Genomic DNA, 17,208 nt, shown 5'->3' with positions numbered 1-17,208 from the left:
ATCATTTGTGATTAGGCTGGCAATTAGAGGCGCGGCTCAACCAAATCAAAATGGCGCCTCCTGCAGCCTTTAGGCTTAAGGAGGCGCCTATCCGGTTAACCTGTTTTACGATTCTTGGCGGCACCGGAATGATGTTACAGAGGGTAAACTACAGATTAGGAAACTTAAAATCAAGGCTTTCCAGCTGCATCAGATGTACAGCGGACAGCCTCCGGAGACAATCCATTCCTTTCTCCGTCAGGGCGATATGAACACTGCGGGCGTCTTCCGGGTTGGCCCGCCGGACGATAAGACCTGCCCGAACACAGCGGGAGACGAGGCCGACGCAGGCATGATGGGTGATCTGCAGCTTTTCCGCCGCTTCGGCGATCGTTGCATAATCCCGGCCCGGGTACCCCTGAATCGCAAGCATCAGCTGATGCTGCTGCGGAGTCAGGCCGACGTCCCTTGCCGCGTTTTCGCTGAAATGGATAAACTTCCGCAGCCTGTACCGAAATTCGGCCAACTGCTCGTACACGGCTTTCGGCAAATGTTCATCAGTCATGAAGAGGGTCTCCTTCACATATTTATATCGCAATACGATATGTTTTGGGATGGTCGTCCCCTATGCAGGCATCCCATACATGATGAAAGCGAGGCGTTGTAAGTTGATCAAATCCGGATCGATCTGGCAATCCGTCACGTTTGGACTGTTGTTTGCCGTATTGGCCATCGGCCTGCTCCCCTTCGTCGTCATTTACAGCCTGACTGAGTTGTACGGCATCTCCGAGGCCTATGAATGGGTGGGAATCGCTCCGCTTCATATTTTTCCCCGCCACAAAAAATCCGGAGATAAAGGGAGCAGTCATCATGACTCGGGACAGTAACCGGCAATACCCGGTTTCTCCCCCCTTTTATCAAAATATGGGGCAGGCCTTCCATCTTAGAACCGAAATATCCGGTCGCGCCCGCGGTGCTTACGACGTTTCAATGATTTCTTTGAGCACGACCGCCTGATTCATGGTGGTATCCTTCGCGGCATATAACAGCGTAACCGTGCAATCCTCCGCCATCTCCCGGATTTGCCGTAAAAGCTGGGAAGGCTTGTCCTGCTGCAGCTCCTGTAGGTAGAGCTCTTTGAACTTCTCGTAATGCTCCAGCCGATGCGCGTACCATTTTCTCAGCTCATGACTGGGCGCGATCTCTTTCATCCATTCGTCGACCGCAGCCTGCTCTTTCGTGAGTCCCCTCGGCCAGAGACGGTCAACCAGAATTCGTTTGCCGTCTGATGCTTCAGGCTTTTCATAGACCCGTTTGATATGAATCGGAATGGTGGACACCTCCTTATTAGACTATTCATGCCCAAGCACCCGATCCTTATCCTCTTAATATAGTGTAGGAGTGAAAGGCGGGATGCGTATGAGCAAGGCAGACGATTTGCAGCAGCGCACCATTTTTCTGGCGGCCGTCTGCGGACAGACCTATGCTCAATTTGAGAATGCAGACGGGTCGTTTGTCGTCCCTTCTCCGTACACACGGCTTGAGACGATTGAGGCCAGGTCCATTACGAACGATTGGGAACGCTTCGGTTTTATTCTCGATTCGGATCAAGAGGTCATCATTGCATTCCGGGGAACCAGCACGACGACCAACTGGATCGCGGATCTGATCGCCTCTCAGAAGAAATACAAATACATTAAAGAAGACTGTATGGCGCATCGGGGCTTCACGGACATTTATGCCTCCGCAAGGACCCGCATTATCTCGACACTGGCTAAGGTCTCCCGCGGAAAGACGCTGTTTATTACCGGTCACAGCCTGGGTGCAGCGCTGGCGACCTTATGCGCGGTCGATGTTGCGGCCAATACCGGGTTCCGCTCCCCTTACCTGTTCACATTCGGTTCACCGCGGGTAGGCGATCCGGCCTTTGCCAAGGCTTGTGCCAGCTATGTCCCCAACAGCTTTCGCATCGCCAATCTGTTTGATGTCGTGACCCATGCGCCCCCGGCCGTATACAAACTGCCGAAACGGTCCAAAACATTTTATTACAGCCATGTAAAGAACTTGTCACCCCGGCATTTTCAGCTCGGATCCTTTGGAGGGAACCACGTCATCTCCAGCTATTTCAACGAGTTATCCAAGCTTCAGCCGGAATATACCAAGATGCTGTCATCAGCCAATCCTGGCTTCTGTCCGTTCCCTGAACGCGTCCTTTAACGCCATCCGTGTCAAAATTGACATATTCTTTCACGGAATCGTAACCCAATCTCCTTCGGGTTCTACTATGCTGTAGAAGAATTGAATCTTACGCAGAATGGGTAATACAAACATAGAGACCCCAGAAGTTACAAGGAGAGGATACAGCATGAACATCACAAAACCGGCAAAAAAAGCAATCATGGCCATGACCGTGGCCGGCATGGTAGGCCTGGGAGCCGTAGGCGCAGGCACGACATATTCCGTACATCAAGCAAACGCTGCTGCGGCAACCGATGCGGGTTACGCATCCAAGCAGGCACTCCAGACGCTGAACAGTTTCTACAAACCGGCGCTGAAAGGCCAGTTCCCGGGGGCAGTTAGCGGCCTCACCGTTGGTAAAAGCACCCGACAGGACGTCCTGCACAAGATCGGGGAACCCGAAAATCCGATGAAGGATGCCGATGGGTTCGATGTATACAGCGCGAATATGGGCAATCCCGGCTACGCTATCCATTATAAGCTCGGGAAAATCCGTGAGATGCGTTACTTCGGCACTAACGTTGAACGCCAGACCAATATCGGCGGCATTACGATGAAGATGCTGAAGCAGAACTGGTATGCACCAAGTTCGGTGTCCACCTTCAAAACCGGGAACAAGACGCAAACCAAGCTGACGTACAACCGCGGCAACTATAAGCTCGAGTTTATTTTCAACAGCAGCACGGAGCTTGATCATATTAACCTTTTAACTAAATAGCAGCCTTCGCCGAAGACAGTGGTTAACCTTGAGCCGCTGTCTTTTTACGTGTACAGATGAGGTTCAAGCGGACTATGTATTCATTATACGTGCTGGTCCTTCGATCGAAAATAACCATTGGAGCATCGTCCGAACCTTGTCCGGGAGGCGTCAGTTTGCCATAATGTATAGGCGGCGTCATGCCACAAAAGCCATACTTAACAAAGGAAGATTCCGATGAATATATCTGCACTCGATTCAATGATCGCACCGGTCGACCTTAGAAGCTGCCTGATCAGCCAAAACGGCAGGCTGGTGTTTGAGCACTACCGCCATCCCCGCATCCCTGACGAGAAGGCGAAGGTCAATTCCTGCACCAAAAGCTTTCTGTCAGCCCTGATCTGCGTCGCAATGGACCAAGGCATCCTGCCGGGTGCGGAGACACCGATCACCGAATTTTTCCCGCAGCTACGTTCCGCTTCTGATCCACGCAAGCGGGAGATCACGCTGGAGCATCTGCTGACGATGTCAGCCGGCTTTGAATGGAGCGAATTCGGCGGGATCAAATCGTTTCCGCGCATGACCAGAACCGGCAATTGGGTCGAATTTGTGCTCGAGCAGCCGATTTCCGATACACCTGGGACCCGGATGGAGTACAGCTCGGGATGCTCCCAGCTTCTGTCCGCGATCCTGGTACAAGCCGCCGGCAAGTCAACGGCCCGGTACGCCGAAGAAAATCTGTTTGGACCGCTGGGCATCCAAGACTATCGTTGGGAGTCCGACCCGCAGGGCATCCACACCGGAGGCTACGGCTTATGGCTCCGTCCCGGGGATTTGCTGAGGTTCGGGCAGCTGTATCTGCAGCAAGGACGCTGGGAGCAGCGGCAGCTGATCACCCGTGAGCTTGTAAACCGGTCCGTACAGCCGTTCATCCCCGCTGGCTCGCCAAACCGCGGCTTTTATGGCTGGCATTGGTGGACGGATACTTTTGGAGCCGAGTTTGGTGGTCATTCCGCTGCAGCATCCCCGCTTTCATTTGACTATTTTTACGCCCGCGGATATGCGGGACAGTTCATCTATATCGTCCCCGTCCTGAAGACGGTAGTGGTCCTGACCGATGACAAGCGTAAAAAAGAGCGGCATCCGGCGAATGTGTTCCGCGATTTCATCGCACCGCTGCTGCTCGAAGCTTTGAAATAAGCTGCGCCGATGCATGGTAAACCGCCGTTGCCAGCATGGTCAGCGCCGACGGGTAATAAAGAAAGGGGCTATCGCCAATCGATAGCCCCTTTGTCTTCATTCCCGCAACATACCGCTTATTTCTGTGCAAACTCCCGCGGATGGCGGCGCTTCAGCTCATCCACGGCATGCCCTCTCCCGGTCTGCTCCAGCCGCTCGATGTACATCGGCAGATGCCCTTTCGCATGATACGGCCCGCCTTCCTGAATGACCGTCCACAGCGGATCGACGTCAAACTTCATCGACATCATCATCTCGTCATGCCACTCGTTCAGCAAGTAGACCGCTTCCCTGCACAGGTCTCTCCGTTCCTGAGCCAGATTGTTCTGCTCGTGGGCATCCTCAGTAATATTGAACAGCATTTCCTTGTCAAAAAGATGATATCCGTCATGGTACGTGCGGGTATACAGCCAGTCCCCGAACCGTACGCTGCGCTGGCATACGTGGGCGCACTGCGAGACGACGAGGTACTCCCTCCCGCCGTCCTCTCCGCTGCGGAGCGTACCGGCGTAGCTGCGGCCATCCCAGCTAGGCGCAGGTTGAACGCCGAGCAGTTCCGCGACGGTCGGCACCAGATCGAGATGATAGTGCAGGGAATCATCGGAAATCCCCTTCTGCATCCCCGGCCACCGGATGATCATCGGGATCCGGCAGGTGCCCTGGTCAGCGGTGCCGTGCTCGCCGTAAATGCCGAGCTCGCCCATGTTTTCGCCATGGTCGGCGGTAATGATGATCACCAGGTCGTCCATAATCCCCTTCTCCGTCAAACGATCGAAAATCATCCCGATGTTGTCGTCCATATGGCGGATGCCGCAGTCATACCCATCGATCATCCTCCGCAAATCGTCCATGTTCTGAATGTCGCCGGGATGGCGGGGATACTGAGGCGACGTGCTGCTGTTATACATATTGATTTCGTTCGCGCCGTGCGGGCCAACCTTTTGCTTGTGGCGCTCCAGCACTTCTTCCGTGATCCACTCCGGAAGCGGTTCGTCCTGAAACGGATTACCGAACGATGCCGGCGCCCGGTAAGGGGTGTGCGGATCCCAGTAGTTCACGTACAGCAGCCAGTCTTCCTGGTCTGCGTTCCGCTCGATCCAATCCAGCACAACGGGGGTGACCTCCTCGGCCGACTCCATGCCGCCCTTGCCCGTATTGTAAATTTCGTTGAATCCCGCATAGAAGGTCCAGGCGGAATGCCGCTCCCCAAATGGGCTGACTAGGGCCGTCCGCATGCCCGCGCGGCGGAAGACCGCCGGGAAGCTCTCTGACGCGAGCTTATCGTGGAAATCGCGGTCAGCTCCTTCGTACCGGACGTCCGCCGCCGTCCCGCCGTGTCCCACGACGCCGTTATGTATGCCGAAACGGCCCGTCATCAATGCCGTACGCGACGGGAAGCACGGGGCGTCCGATGTATAGTAGTTATCAAAGCGTACGCCTTCGGCCGCGACCCGGTCGATATGCGGCGACGTATTGCGGTGGTATCCATAGCAGCCAAGGTGATCCGGTCTCGTTGAATCCAAATCCAGCAGTAACACTCTCATCGTTCATCCGTCCTCTCCGGATAATATGAAATGCCTATGCAGCTGAATTATAGGCGTGACGCTCCATTTGCGTCCATGTACATTTCATTGATCCGATGTACATTTCTATTGCAATTTGTAAGATTTATGCCGATTGCAAGGAAGCATAATTTACGAGAAGTCTGCATTATGATAGGGTTTTATTAAGTTATGGGATAAAGAGGTGCAGCTGCATGCTTCAAATCATGAGTGTAAATTTCGACAATGAAATCCCCCAATGGAGGACCAACCTTGAGACGATTCCGTACAACGTTCTGGTCGTCGTCCGGCAGGGCCAGGTCCGGTACGAGATTAATGGCAGTGTTGTAATCGCCGAAGCGGAGGACGTGCTCTTTATCCCCCGTGGAGCCCGCCGTTCAGGAGAGAACAAGGACGGTATTCCCCACCAAAAGCATACCGTTTTATTTACATGCGAGCCCGGGGCTGAGACGGGAATTCCGTTCGTGGATCAAGGACATTTCATCAAGTTCAGGCTCTCCCCAATCCAGTACGCCTATCACCGCTGCGACAGGCTGTACGAAGAGATGCGGGGCGGGAAAAGCTACCGTTCCATCATCTGTCTCGGTATATTGCAGGAGCTCCTGGGCATGATGGCCCGGGAACTCGAACAGCCCGCACTGACACCGAGCAAGCTAAAATATGCCGAAGCGGTCAAAGCCTATCTGCTGGAGCATTACCGGGAGCAGATCGAGATTGCCCGGCTGGCCGCTTTGATCGGCCGCTCCCCCAATTACGTAACCGCCGTCTTCAAGGAGGTTTACGGCCGGTCCCCGATCCGGTATATGCATGAGCTGCGCATGCAGGAGGCCTGCAGCCTGCTGCTGGGCTCAAATATGACAGTCGCGGGCATATCGCAGTACCTCGGTTATTACGATACTTCGTATTTCCACCGGGTGTTCAAAAAGTACTGCGGCCTCTCCCCGACCGAATACGTTGTGCAGGCGCAGCGGTCAGGCATGCCTCCGCTCATCAACACGATCACATGATATGACAGCTTCATTGGAACATTTCTCCATTGACTTCTCCTGCCCGTTTGTTAGAATCATAAATACCGATAAAACAAAGTGAATTACTTGTATATAAGCAAAGGAGGAGAATGACGTCATGTTGATGTTAACAGGCCTGCTGTGCGGCGCCCTGCTCGGCTTCGTCATGCAGCGTGGACGCTTCTGCCTGACAGGCGGATTCAGGGACATGTATCTGACCAAGGACAACCGCATGTTTTATGCCCTGCTGATCGCCATTTCGATTCAGAGCATCGGCGTGTTTGCGCTGATCCAGCTTGGACTCATCGAATTCAGCGCCGGCACGTTCCCTTGGGTGGCTACCGTGGTCGGCTCGTTTATATTTGGGATTGGTATTATTTTAGCCGGGGGATGTGCGACTGGAACCTGGTACCGGGCCGGTGAAGGACTGATCGGCAGCTGGATCGCACTGTTCGGCTATATGGCGATGAGCGCCACGATGAAATCGGGTGCCTTGGCGCCGCTCAATAACGGAATCAAGAAAGTAGAAGCTCCGGCCAACTCCATTCCGGACACCTTCGGCATTTCGGTTTGGCCGTTTATCGCCCTTTTAGCTGTCATTACGATCGTGATGGTCATCCGTACACTGCGCAAACCGAAGGTGGCCATTCCGGCGATGAAGCCAAAGCGTACCGGGCTCAGCCATCTGCTGTTCGAAAAACGCTGGCATCCGTTCTTTACCGCCATTCTTGTCGGCCTGATCGCCCTGCTGGCCTGGCCGCTGAGCGAGGCGACCGGACGCATGTCGGGTCTTGGGATCACTACGCCTTCCGCTAACATTTTGCAGTACCTGGTTACGGGAGACAGCGATAAGTATGTGAACTGGGGCATGTTCCTGGTGCTGGGTATCCTTGTCGGATCCTTTATCGCCGCCAAAGGCAGCCGGGAATTCCGCTTCCGCGCCCCGGATGCAAAGACGGCGGTTTCGAGCTTCGCCGGCGGCATCCTGATGGGCTTCGGCGCCAGCTGGGCGGGCGGCTGCTCGATCGGTAACGGTCTCGTCATGACCGCCATGATGACATGGCAGGGCTGGGTATCCCTCGTGTTTATGATTTTGGGCACATGGACGGCTTCTTATTTCGTGTACGTCCGCCCTCGCACCAAAGCCAAGCTGAAGCAGTCCGCTTCGCTGCAAACTACGACAACCTAATTAGGGACTTTACGTTAGACTAGTCACATCTTAAGGAGGTTACTTCTATGAAACAACAAAAACTAGCCGTTCTGGGCATGGTCTGTCCGTTCCCGTTAATTGAAGCCAAGCAGGCGATCGAAGATCTGAACAGCGGCGACGAGCTGGTCATCGACTTCGACTGCACGCAGGCCACCGAAGCCATACCGCGCTGGGCTGCAGAAGCCGGCCACACCGTCACGAATTTCGAACAGATCGACGATGCATCCTGGACGATTACTGTGCAAAAGAAATAATGTAGCGCATAAGCAGGCGACCTTCCGTCATATTGGGGAGGTCGCCTTTTGCATGTATTGGATTGTTGAACCGCAAACATCGCAGCGACCACGCCCGGTGTTCTTTTTTTCAATAAATTGACCGTAACCGGCCTACCTTATATACTCTACTCATTGGAAGAAATAGGAATGCCAGGAGGACGCCATGGACGATTGCGCAAATGATGGAGATATGAATTTGGATACGGCCGTAGCCGCCTTGAACAACGCCTATTCATTAGAAAATTGGACACTTCTGATTCGGCGATCGGATCAGCTCTATAACGACGCGTATCAATCATTTATTCAAAATAAACAGGCACAAAAACCGATGATTTATTATATAGGATATAGTCTGCTGATGAAGGGAATCGGCTATCAAAAAGACAAGCAATACGGGGAATCGCTGAAGTGTATTGATCAGTATAAAGATCTTGGCCGGTTTTTGGACGGAAGCGAACGCAGCCAGCGGATACTCGACCAATATGCTTTTTATGCTTATGCCAATTTACTGTCTGTACATCTTCTAGCGGGAAATCTCACAAAACTCGAGGAGTACGCCCAATTTCTAAATCAGCATCCATCCGAAACGTTATCCGGATTGCTGACCCTTTTAGAATGCGCCCTTTCCCAGGATCTTAACGTCGATAAGTATATCGCGCCTTTGACGGAGCGCTTTGATGCTTATCAGCATGACGATATGCGTCCGGAAGAGCAGACCATCTACCTTTCGATTCTCATGATGCTTTCCCGCTACTGCAGAAACAGGAAGAGATTTGAAGAAGCACAGAAATACACGCAACAATTTCTATCCCTATCGTTCGATAGAGACCCTGGTCAACAAGCATCAACCTCTGCTGCTCCGCATGAATAGAAAACGACCCATTCGTAAAAATAGCAAAGGGTTCTCTAGGCAGGTAACATATTTTTGAAAATAAAGGCGAACTTCCCGTTGTAAGGGAAGTTCGCCTTTGATGTCATTCCTGGCACAGGTATCGTTCGAGCATAGCTTCGACCGCTGTTCTGTCCCGTTCCAGCCGCGCGAGCTCGGCACCAATGGCCGGAATCTGTTCGCGCAGCACCTCGGGGCCGTCCGTACCTTCTCCGTACCGGGTCATAAAATGCAGGAACACGTCCACGTTCCGCAGCTTCATCAGCACCGGAATCGCCCGGATTTCATCCGGGGCCAGACGGACGCGGCTGCCGAAGCCGCGGCAAAACTGAACGGCCGCCTCCATGCCGGTATCGGGATCGTCCCCCAGCAGCCCGGGAAGGATGACAGCGGGCTCCATTGCCCGTACATCACGGGTGCAAAATTCAAAGTCGAGCAGCGCCGTGACCTGCTCAGGCTGATCTGCATCCACCAGCAGATTGGAGGCATTCAGGTCCCCGTGTACAAGCTGCTGCGGCAGGCGCTCCAGCCCTTCAAGTTCGCGCATGACCTCCCTATGAGCTTCCCCGATCCTGCGAAGCGGGCCTTCCAATCCGCGAAAGGGCTCAGGCGGCGCGATGCAGAACTGCCCGACCCGCTCCGGGCTGCACCCCGGATACGAATGGGCCAGCTCATAGTAAGGCCGGTAGGCGGGTGACGGAGCAACCACGAGCCGGCTGAGCGCATCGGAGAGGCTGCCCGCCGCTTCGCCAAAGGAATACGCGGCCCGAAAACCGGTGGATTCGGGACGGATGCCGTCAATATATTTGAACAGGCAGGCATAACGCCCGCTCCCGTCATCCAGCTGGACGATCGTATCGCCCGTCAGGGCAGGTATAGGTACAGGGGTGCGGAAGTCCAGTTCGTCCCGGGCAAGCGATGCCAGCACGGCGTGCTCAAACCGGATTTTATCGATGTCCCGATGCGTTTCGTAAATTCGCAGGACGCCGCGCCCCTCCGCTCCTTCGATAAACCGGGTCGTATTGTTCCAGCCGCTTGCCCCCTGTGTAATCTCACCTCTCCAGGAAGAATGATATTGGTTTAATATCGATGTCAGCATGATCAGTATTCGATTGCCTCCAATTGGGCCAGATTGCGGTTGGACTCCCGCAGCAATGACGTGAACGAGTCGGCCGTGTAATACACGAAATCCGGATCATGGATGTAGCTGATGATTTGCCCATACGTCCCCTCCTCGCTCGGATCCAGGTCCAGCATCAGATACAGCGACCCTCCGGCCATGCTCGCGAACGGATACCACTGTCGGTGGAACAGGTAAGGCTTGAGTTCGCGATCCAGCTTGGCGATCTCCTCCGGTGAATAATATTCCTCCAGCAGTTCATCCCTCTCGCAGAAATATCGCTTGACGTCCTCCATTTCGGCGAGGGACATGAGATAAAAAGGAGCCGCCTCTTCCGCGTCCTCACCCGGATACAGGATATGAAAGGCATAGCCGCTCCCGTCTTTTTGTTCATAAAAGGCGCGAAAATCCTCCGGCAGAAGGATGCCGAATTTCTTCTCAAACTCATCCAGACGCGAAGGTGCCGCCCCGCCATGATCCCTATATTGATCGTACAGACCGCGGATTTCCTCGTCCTGGATTTTGCCGGGGAGCAGTGCTTCCAGCTCCTCCTTCAGGGGAAGAACCCGGCTGCGCACGTATTCCCGGTAACCGTGGAACGCTTCCTCCCCGCCGCCATTTTCCAGCAGGATCATGACGGCATAGGATATCAGGTTCAGCCACGTTTCCATCGTTTCGATCTGTTCCTTCGAAAGCAGGCCGTTCGAACGCAGCATGCCTTCCGGCTCCAAAGCCCAGGCCCTTGCCAAATGGTAGATGCCCCACAGGCTGGATATCAGTTCCCGGTTCACCTGGTCCCGGCCCAGCTCATCCGACAGCGCCCGCAGGGCGGCCATAACCTCATGGAGGTTGCCCTCGCGCAGCTCCCCGCGGAAGGGACGGAGGCTGCCCAGAAAGCCGTTTTCCATTTTCCAATGCTCTATGCGGTCATGGGTAAAAGCATGGCATTTCAGCAGCAGCTGTGCATCTTCAATATTCATCGTCGTTCTCTCTCCTCTCCCAACACCGGCGATGTATACTTACGCAGAAGCGTACTGTACGATCACGGCTTCCCTCGTCTCGTCATCATAAGCGATCCAAAGGTCATCGCCGACTTCCACACCGTATACCGGTTCGATGGACTGCTCGATTCGGTACGAAATTCCGTTTCTTGTAGCGGTAATGCGGGCAAATGGCCGTTCGCCGACAGTGCCATCAAACTGTACTGCCGTCACGTTGGCGCTGCCCTGCTTGCCTTGAAGGAGGCGAAGCTCTTGTTCATACTCCGCCTTGTTCACCGACACCGGGATGACCGCACCTACCGCAACCGGCAGGCGAACCGGCACGAACTGGCTGTTAACCTTGCGCGACCTTTGATCGCCATGGGAAAGCAGCAGCTCGAACAGCATCAGCTGTCTGTTCACGATCTCCACGGGAATGTGCTCGATCCGGATCACCTCACCTTCCAGCGTCAGCGGGTCCGCCCCTCTCGTGTCACGTGTCCTGTTGTAATTGTACAGCCGGGTGACGCCGCCGATTTGCATGAGATCCGCCTTATCCCCGGTCCGGTAGGCAAACCCGTTCGCCTGCACTACCGGGATGGCATAAGTTTGTCCGCCGGAATCAAAATGAAGCAATAACGCTTCACCGCGGCCTGCCTTGCCATAGCTGTCGATCCGCGTCAGGACGGCGTCCCGGATGACCTCGGGCGCGGTTTGCGGCAGATCGTCACCGGTCACGAATACCGCGCGATTTTTCTTGCGGTTGTAGCTGATCAGCACAGGATCGCCCACGCGCGGGGCATGAAGGTATGATGCCACTTTCTTAATGCTCGTTTCCTTCATCATTCCTTCATCCTCAAAACGGATGTCAAAGCGGATCATCGGTTGTTCGTTTACATAGGTTCCGGTCTCTTGCAGTCGGGTTACCGTCCCCTGCACAATCGTTCCTTCGGCCGTAAACTTCTTCTGTCTGGCTGTCATGATCCGGATCAGCAGTCCGAGACCGCCAAACAGCACCAGCGGGATCAGCAGCCAAATCGCCCAGTTGATGACAAGCGCATTGCCGCGCTTCAAATAATGAGCGAAGCTTGTCCAGGAGATCCGGTCGGCGCCTTCAGCAATTTGCCAGGTTTGCAGCGTTTCGCCGGTCATGCGGGTGAGCGTGCCCCCCTTGACGTTCAGCCAGCCGGCCGACTTTTCTGCGTCGGTAAAGTACAGCGTCGCATCTCCGGTTTCCTTGAAAAAGGACAGCGTGCCGCTGCTTACATCCTCCGGTTCCAGGCTAGACAATGGCTGGGACAAATCTGTAAACGATCGGGTCTGCCGGTCGTAGAGATATCCGGTGACTTGGCCTTTCCTTTCGTCCTTTGCCGTCGAGCCGAAGATGAGCGTCTCGCGGTCGTTCAGCGGAAAGACGGCAGCCTGATATACCGGAGCAGGGGTCTTAACGACATTCCCCCAATTCCCCTTGACCGCATCGTAGGTCCGCACCTGCTTCGGTTCACCGGATTCGGTCCTCCACAGCCGGGCAGGATCCACACCGGCAAGTGCGGCAAACTGCTGCTCCGCTAGATCCTCTGCATCAAAGCCAGATCCTCCCACCGGACTGATCCGTATGGCTGCTTTGTGCTGTGCATTCAATAGGCCGCTGACGTATGCGGTGCTGCCATCTTTCAGATCCAGTTCATAGAGGGGGACGGCGCGGCTGTCGTTAAAACTGCCCATGACTTCGGATATTGACGTCGGCCTTGCGGGCAGTCCCGTATCTTCGTTGAGATATGCCGTTTGGAATACTCCGTCCTTCACCTCGCCGACGACGTAGGTGTCATTTGCCGTTTCCCCTCCGACCAGCATGCGGCCATTCCAATGATGAACGGCCGATGTTAAAAAGCCGTCAAATTCCAGCGTACCTTTAACAAGCTCCTCCACATGGCCGCCGGGGCCAATGACGTTTAGCTGCAGCCCCGAACTGTCATCCGTCGTAGCGATCACAAGATTTCCTTTCTGGTAGGTGCCTACAAACTGATTATGTATGTTGGAGCGCAAATGGATCGTGGTTACTTCCTGATGCGTCGCCGCATCGTAAAGAATGGCATCCATACCGTCAGAGCCATCCGTCAGGCTGATGACCTTGCTTCCCCCATCCAGGTAAAACAAACCCTCCACCGTCTGCAGACGGTCCTCAACACGGGCTACGTCCTGCTTGTAATCGTTCCAAACCGCGAAGCTTAAAATGACCGCAGGCACAAAAAATACGAGATTCAGCAGGTTGATCCTTTTCTTCATCGATTCCTCCCCTTTATCCATTCCCTATGAACTTATCATAGACGCGGCTGCGAATGCCAGGTAATGACAATATTTTTACCGCACTACCGGACAATTTCCGGCTTCTTTTGCAGCTGTCCGAAGCATTCTTCTTGTTATACGAATTGCGAAAAGAAAAAGTTGAATTTTTTTGTCGATAACCCTTTACAGACTTTTACATTTTCTGATAATATTGTCGTAGACAAGCTAATCAGAGGTTTGCAGATTTGACTACACCGTTGTCTAAAAAAATTACCTATGGGAGTGAATTAAAAGATGAAAAAAACGATTCTCTCGACAGTAATCTTGCTTGGACTTCTTAGCGGACTCTTAGCGGCGGTGGCTTCGGCGGACGCAATCAAGCCGTTCAATCACGGTGCAAACTACGGCACACAGGATGCAATCAAGCCGTTTAATCACGGCGCTAATTACGACACGAAGGACGCAATCAAGCCGTTCAATCACGGCGCAAACTACTAAGTCTTACTTTCATAATTGGTGGTCATACTTAGATAAAAGGAAACGGCTCATGAACGGATATTCCATCCGCCATGAGCCGTTTTTCTTTTGGTTCCCTCCCATCCCCTGCAGCTTTACTTGAACCGCTTCGGACCGAGCTCGATCTGCCGGGTGATCTCCGCCGCGATTTTCGGTTCCGGAGCGAAGTCCCGCTCCCAATGGTCCGGCTTGATCACTTTGCCCACTTCGTTATAGTGCGGCTTTCCGTCCGGAAAGAGCTTGCCCATGTTGGCGGTATGGACATGCTCAAAAATCTTGTCCGGCTCCACGCCCGCTTCGACGAATCCGCCGTTCGCAAAGTAGAGAATGTCGGTGAACGCATCGATCTGGCCGATCAGCTTGTCCTCCGGATAGGCTTTTTGCTGCTGCTTGCGGTATGTATCCTGCGCCCGTTCCATCAGTTCGGCAAAAAATGCCTTGAACCTGTCGTCATTGCCGGCCGTGGCATGCAGCAGTTCAATCACTTCCTCCATAATAAAGGCGGCGCGGTTCATCGCCAGCTTGTCGTTCAAAGCCTGCGGCTCTTCCGGAGCGGGGCAGTCAAAGCCCAAATGGAACTCGCGGACCTGCTGAAATTGGGTTTTTCCCAACGTTTTGGATTCCGTCATGTTAATTTCTCTGGCTCCTTTATCGGTGTAATCTCTAGTATTATAGCAAATTTATCGTCACAGCATTTTGGTAGAAAATAGATTCATGCCGTTTCCGATAAAGAGCGCCGCGAATATCATAGGTTCAGTCCTGGTAATAGAAAGGGGGGAATTGACCATGACCATGGCAACATCCTTCAATGCCATATTCAGTCTTGGCAGCAGCTGCCAGGTCGCCTCCCAGCTGCGGAGGAACGGGCTGCGCACGGCAGCAGGTCCTTTCGACTGGTTCAACTTCGCCTCAACCCCGGGCTTCTGCCAGGTGCTTGAATCGCGATTTGAACGGTTTATGCGGCTGCCGAACCTGGAGGTCTACAGCCATTCGGTCAACTGCTACTATGTTCGGGATAAGGCCAGCACCTGCCTGTCCTTTCACGATTTTAAATACGATCCAAAGCGGCCCCCGCTCTTCGATTATCCCGAATTCCGCGACAGGCTGGAACGCCGGATCGGACGCTTCAACCGCTGCCTCTCATCCGTTCAAGACGTGCTGCTGATCCGGACGGTCAAGCATACCGAAGATGCCTTCCGCATATTCGAGACGATCGAGAACAGCTACTCAAATCCACAGCTCCGATATTTATTTGTATTACACAGCGGTGATCCGGATACAGCCGAGATCGATTCGGGACACCCGCGGATCCGCATCGTTCGGATGCCCGCCGGAGCGACCTGGGAAGGGGACGCCGAAGCTTGGAAAAAGGTGCTTGCTCCCTATTCGATTCGCAGCTGACCCGGCAATCATTCTACTTGAATTTCCCCGGGATGCTCTGGCAGCCGCTCTTCCAGCTCTGCTTGCTGCCGCAAATGGTGGCGGAAGTGCATGCCGATCAGCCGGTACCATTCCTGTGCATTCAGCCAGCCGAAGCCGCCGTGCCGGACTTTGCCGTCCGGATGAACCTCCTCCAATTTCGGCTCCCACTCCCGCATTCTTGCCATCACCTTCACGAGCCCCTCGTCCAGTTCTTCGCTGCTTAACGCGTTATTCGGACTGGCGGCCTGCGCTCCTTCCAGCTTGATCTTGACCGGCGGAAAGCCGCCGCGCCGGAACACGTCATCTCCAGCCGGCGTTTTGCCCAGTGGCTGCTCCTCCGTACTCTCTGCACAAATTTGGACAAAGTCCAGGTACTCCGTGGCAACGGCGATCAGATGATCGTACATTTGGCCGATCGACCAGATCTCCGGTCCGGGAATGTACCGCAGCTGCCAGGCGGAATACTTTTGCAAATCAAGGCGGTATCGTTCAATCAACTCGAAGTCATCCATATGTAATGCGCACCTCATTCCAATTTTCCTATGCATTATACGCCCCTCTGTGCCTACCTATTTCTTCCGTATTGCTGAAATATCCTGCTTCTGTGGATCGTTCAGGTGTCCATCGGTGATGGTTCGTACTGACATGGAACCCGTACTGACATGGAACCCGTACTGCCATGGAGCCCGGCTGGCATGACGATTCATTTCCAAGCGACGGTATGAAAAATTCATCCTTATCTTATGGGGTACAACGAAAAAACCTCCTTTTATCATGCCGGCATATGCCGCAAGGAAAGGAGGTTTTGCTATTGGCCGCCAGTTGGCGGTCGTCTTCACGGTTCACCTGTTGGTCATGCGGCTATTTTGCTCCCCGCAGACGATTCAGCGCCATCAGCACCGCACCGTTGGCCGCGTCTTTTTTGGGCGTGAGGCAGGTGATTTCCGGATAGCGTTCCTGCAGCCGCTCCAGAAAAGCGTCCCGGATATACACGTTGTTAAGCAGCACGCTTCCGGCCATGGCCAGCGCCCCTGTCTGCAGCGCCAGCTTCTCGGCAACGGGCGTTACCAGCTCGGCGAGCGAATCCGCGCTGCGCTGCGCAATGCCCAGAGCAGCAGGGTCACCGAGCTCGCATGCCCGGCTCAGCAGCGGCGCCAACGAGGCGATGTCCTTTTTGCTTCGGGCTGGATCGTACACGTAGCCGATGATGTCGCGTACCGTTTTCAGTCCCAGCTTCGCGTAGACCAGGTCCGTAATGACCGTTTCCGGCAGCCGGCCGTCATAGGCCCGGACCAGAACGGACAGCAGATCCCGGCCGATCGCGTACCCGCTGCCCTCATCATCGATCAGGTGACCGCATCCGCCGGTGCGATGGGTCTCGCCGCGTTCGTTGCGGCCGTAACAGATCGACCCTGTGCCCGCGATCAGGATCATGCCGTACTCGCTTTCATGTGCGCCGCTCAATGCCGTTTCCTGATCACCGGTGATCAGGAGGCCGCCCGCATAACCGCTTTCCCTGACCTTGGCGGTCAGGCGGGCGCTCACGGCGGGGTTGCTGACCCCCGCGGCACCGATGCACAGATAGGCGCAGCGGTCCAATCCGCCGGCGGCCTCGCCGATCCGCCCAAGCATGTCGCGCAGGCTGGCTTCGATGCTGGCCTCGTCCTGCCCGTTGTAATTAATGCCGCCGGATTCGAAGGTGGCGACCACTGCGCCGCTCTCATCGGCGACGGCGACCGCCGTTTTCGTTCCGCCGCCGTCCAGTCCGGCTACGTACCGCATCGTCAT

At 54.6% G+C, this 17,208-nt stretch carries 19 protein-coding genes; 10 read left to right on the top strand and 9 right to left on the bottom strand.

Going from position 1 to position 17,208, the window contains the following annotated elements; all coding sequences use genetic code 11:
- Positions 1-148 precede the first annotated feature (148 nt).
- A complete protein-coding gene (locus C7820_RS03845) occupies positions 149-544 on the bottom strand; it encodes a MarR family winged helix-turn-helix transcriptional regulator (protein ID WP_116229816.1) in 396 nt (131 codons plus the stop codon).
- A gap of 103 nt (positions 545-647) precedes the next feature.
- On the opposite strand from C7820_RS03845, the gene C7820_RS03840 reads away from it, so the two are divergent.
- A complete protein-coding gene (locus C7820_RS03840; protein ID WP_116229815.1) occupies positions 648-866 on the top strand; it encodes a hypothetical protein in 219 nt (72 codons plus the stop codon).
- Positions 867-956: 90 nt separating this feature from the next.
- Here the strand turns inward: C7820_RS03840 and C7820_RS03835 are convergent, their stop codons facing one another.
- Complete coding sequence (locus tag C7820_RS03835) at positions 957-1,319, bottom strand: DUF488 domain-containing protein (protein ID WP_251676848.1); 363 nt, start codon at positions 1,317-1,319, stop codon at positions 957-959.
- A gap of 79 nt (positions 1,320-1,398) precedes the next feature.
- On the opposite strand from C7820_RS03835, the gene C7820_RS03830 reads away from it, so the two are divergent.
- From C7820_RS03830 to C7820_RS03820, 3 genes are all read left to right on the top strand, one after another.
- The gene (locus C7820_RS03830) at positions 1,399-2,196 is read left to right on the top strand and encodes a lipase family protein (RefSeq protein ID WP_309545735.1); all 798 of its coding nucleotides are present in this window, start codon (positions 1,399-1,401) and stop codon (positions 2,194-2,196) included.
- 148 nt (positions 2,197-2,344) lie between these two features.
- Positions 2,345-2,935, top strand: a complete 591-nt coding sequence (locus C7820_RS03825; RefSeq protein WP_116229813.1) for a YjgB family protein — start codon at positions 2,345-2,347, stop codon at positions 2,933-2,935.
- A gap of 216 nt (positions 2,936-3,151) precedes the next feature.
- Positions 3,152-4,114, top strand: a complete 963-nt coding sequence (locus C7820_RS03820; RefSeq protein WP_116229812.1) for a serine hydrolase domain-containing protein — start codon at positions 3,152-3,154, stop codon at positions 4,112-4,114.
- Between the two features lie 116 nt (positions 4,115-4,230).
- Here C7820_RS03820 and C7820_RS03815 read toward each other — a convergent pair whose 3' ends face one another.
- On the bottom strand, positions 4,231-5,697 hold the full coding sequence (locus C7820_RS03815; protein WP_116229811.1) for a sulfatase family protein: 1,467 nt from the start codon (positions 5,695-5,697) through the stop codon (positions 4,231-4,233).
- 212 nt (positions 5,698-5,909) lie between these two features.
- Between C7820_RS03815 and C7820_RS03810 the strand changes: the two genes are divergently transcribed.
- The 4 genes from C7820_RS03810 to C7820_RS03795 all read left to right on the top strand — a co-directional run bounded on the left by C7820_RS03810 (position 5,910) and on the right by C7820_RS03795 (position 9,078).
- Entirely contained in the window at positions 5,910-6,722 is an 813-nt protein-coding gene (locus C7820_RS03810) for a helix-turn-helix domain-containing protein (RefSeq protein ID WP_116229810.1), read from the top strand.
- 118 nt (positions 6,723-6,840) lie between these two features.
- On the top strand, positions 6,841-7,911 hold the full coding sequence (locus C7820_RS03805; RefSeq protein ID WP_116229809.1) for a YeeE/YedE family protein: 1,071 nt from the start codon (positions 6,841-6,843) through the stop codon (positions 7,909-7,911).
- A 47-nt stretch (positions 7,912-7,958) separates the two neighbouring features.
- On the top strand, positions 7,959-8,186 hold the full coding sequence (locus C7820_RS03800; protein ID WP_116229808.1) for a sulfurtransferase TusA family protein: 228 nt from the start codon (positions 7,959-7,961) through the stop codon (positions 8,184-8,186).
- Positions 8,187-8,370: 184 nt separating this feature from the next.
- Positions 8,371-9,078 (top strand): hypothetical protein, encoded by a 708-nt coding sequence (locus C7820_RS03795; RefSeq protein ID WP_116229807.1) that lies wholly within the window; start codon positions 8,371-8,373, stop codon positions 9,076-9,078.
- A gap of 103 nt (positions 9,079-9,181) precedes the next feature.
- Here the strand turns inward: C7820_RS03795 and C7820_RS03790 are convergent, their stop codons facing one another.
- From C7820_RS03790 to C7820_RS03780, 3 genes are read right to left on the bottom strand one after another with little or no spacing between them, the layout of a single operon-like run.
- Positions 9,182-10,195: a phosphotransferase gene (locus C7820_RS03790; RefSeq protein WP_116229806.1), complete on the bottom strand. Its 1,014-nt coding sequence runs from the start codon at positions 10,193-10,195 to the stop codon at positions 9,182-9,184.
- Positions 10,196-10,197: 2 nt separating this feature from the next.
- Positions 10,198-11,196 carry an SMI1/KNR4 family protein gene (locus C7820_RS34010; RefSeq protein WP_309545734.1) on the bottom strand — a complete coding sequence of 333 codons (999 nt, stop codon included), beginning with the start codon at positions 11,194-11,196 and terminating at the stop codon, positions 10,198-10,200.
- 39 nt (positions 11,197-11,235) lie between these two features.
- Positions 11,236-13,482 carry a hypothetical protein gene (locus tag C7820_RS03780; RefSeq protein ID WP_116229805.1) on the bottom strand — a complete coding sequence of 749 codons (2,247 nt, stop codon included), beginning with the start codon at positions 13,480-13,482 and terminating at the stop codon, positions 11,236-11,238.
- A gap of 294 nt (positions 13,483-13,776) precedes the next feature.
- On the opposite strand from C7820_RS03780, the gene C7820_RS03775 reads away from it, so the two are divergent.
- Positions 13,777-13,980, top strand: a complete 204-nt coding sequence (locus C7820_RS03775; RefSeq protein ID WP_076171102.1) for a hypothetical protein — start codon at positions 13,777-13,779, stop codon at positions 13,978-13,980.
- 113 nt (positions 13,981-14,093) lie between these two features.
- Here the strand turns inward: C7820_RS03775 and C7820_RS03770 are convergent, their stop codons facing one another.
- On the bottom strand, positions 14,094-14,627 hold the full coding sequence (locus tag C7820_RS03770; RefSeq protein WP_116229804.1) for a pyrophosphohydrolase domain-containing protein: 534 nt from the start codon (positions 14,625-14,627) through the stop codon (positions 14,094-14,096).
- 157 nt (positions 14,628-14,784) lie between these two features.
- On the opposite strand from C7820_RS03770, the gene C7820_RS03765 reads away from it, so the two are divergent.
- The gene (locus tag C7820_RS03765) at positions 14,785-15,399 is read left to right on the top strand and encodes a DUF1796 family putative cysteine peptidase (protein ID WP_116229803.1); all 615 of its coding nucleotides are present in this window, start codon (positions 14,785-14,787) and stop codon (positions 15,397-15,399) included.
- 8 nt (positions 15,400-15,407) lie between these two features.
- On the opposite strand, the gene C7820_RS03760 is transcribed toward C7820_RS03765, so the two are convergent.
- Together C7820_RS03760 and C7820_RS03755 are read right to left on the bottom strand one after the other, a co-directional pair.
- On the bottom strand, positions 15,408-15,932 hold the full coding sequence (locus tag C7820_RS03760; protein WP_116229802.1) for a DinB family protein: 525 nt from the start codon (positions 15,930-15,932) through the stop codon (positions 15,408-15,410).
- A gap of 349 nt (positions 15,933-16,281) precedes the next feature.
- Positions 16,282-17,202, bottom strand: coding sequence for an N-acetylglucosamine kinase (locus tag C7820_RS03755; RefSeq protein ID WP_116229801.1), 921 nt, complete (start codon positions 17,200-17,202; stop codon positions 16,282-16,284).
- Between the last annotated feature and the right edge of the window lie 6 nt (positions 17,203-17,208).

Origin of the sequence: Paenibacillus sp. VMFN-D1 (genome assembly GCF_003386155.1) — a bacterium.
GTDB classification, from domain to species: domain Bacteria; phylum Bacillota; class Bacilli; order Paenibacillales; family Paenibacillaceae; genus Paenibacillus_AQ; species Paenibacillus_AQ favisporus.
The sequence above is the reverse complement of the archived record's forward strand: the minus strand, read 5'-3'. Positions and strand labels throughout refer to the sequence as shown.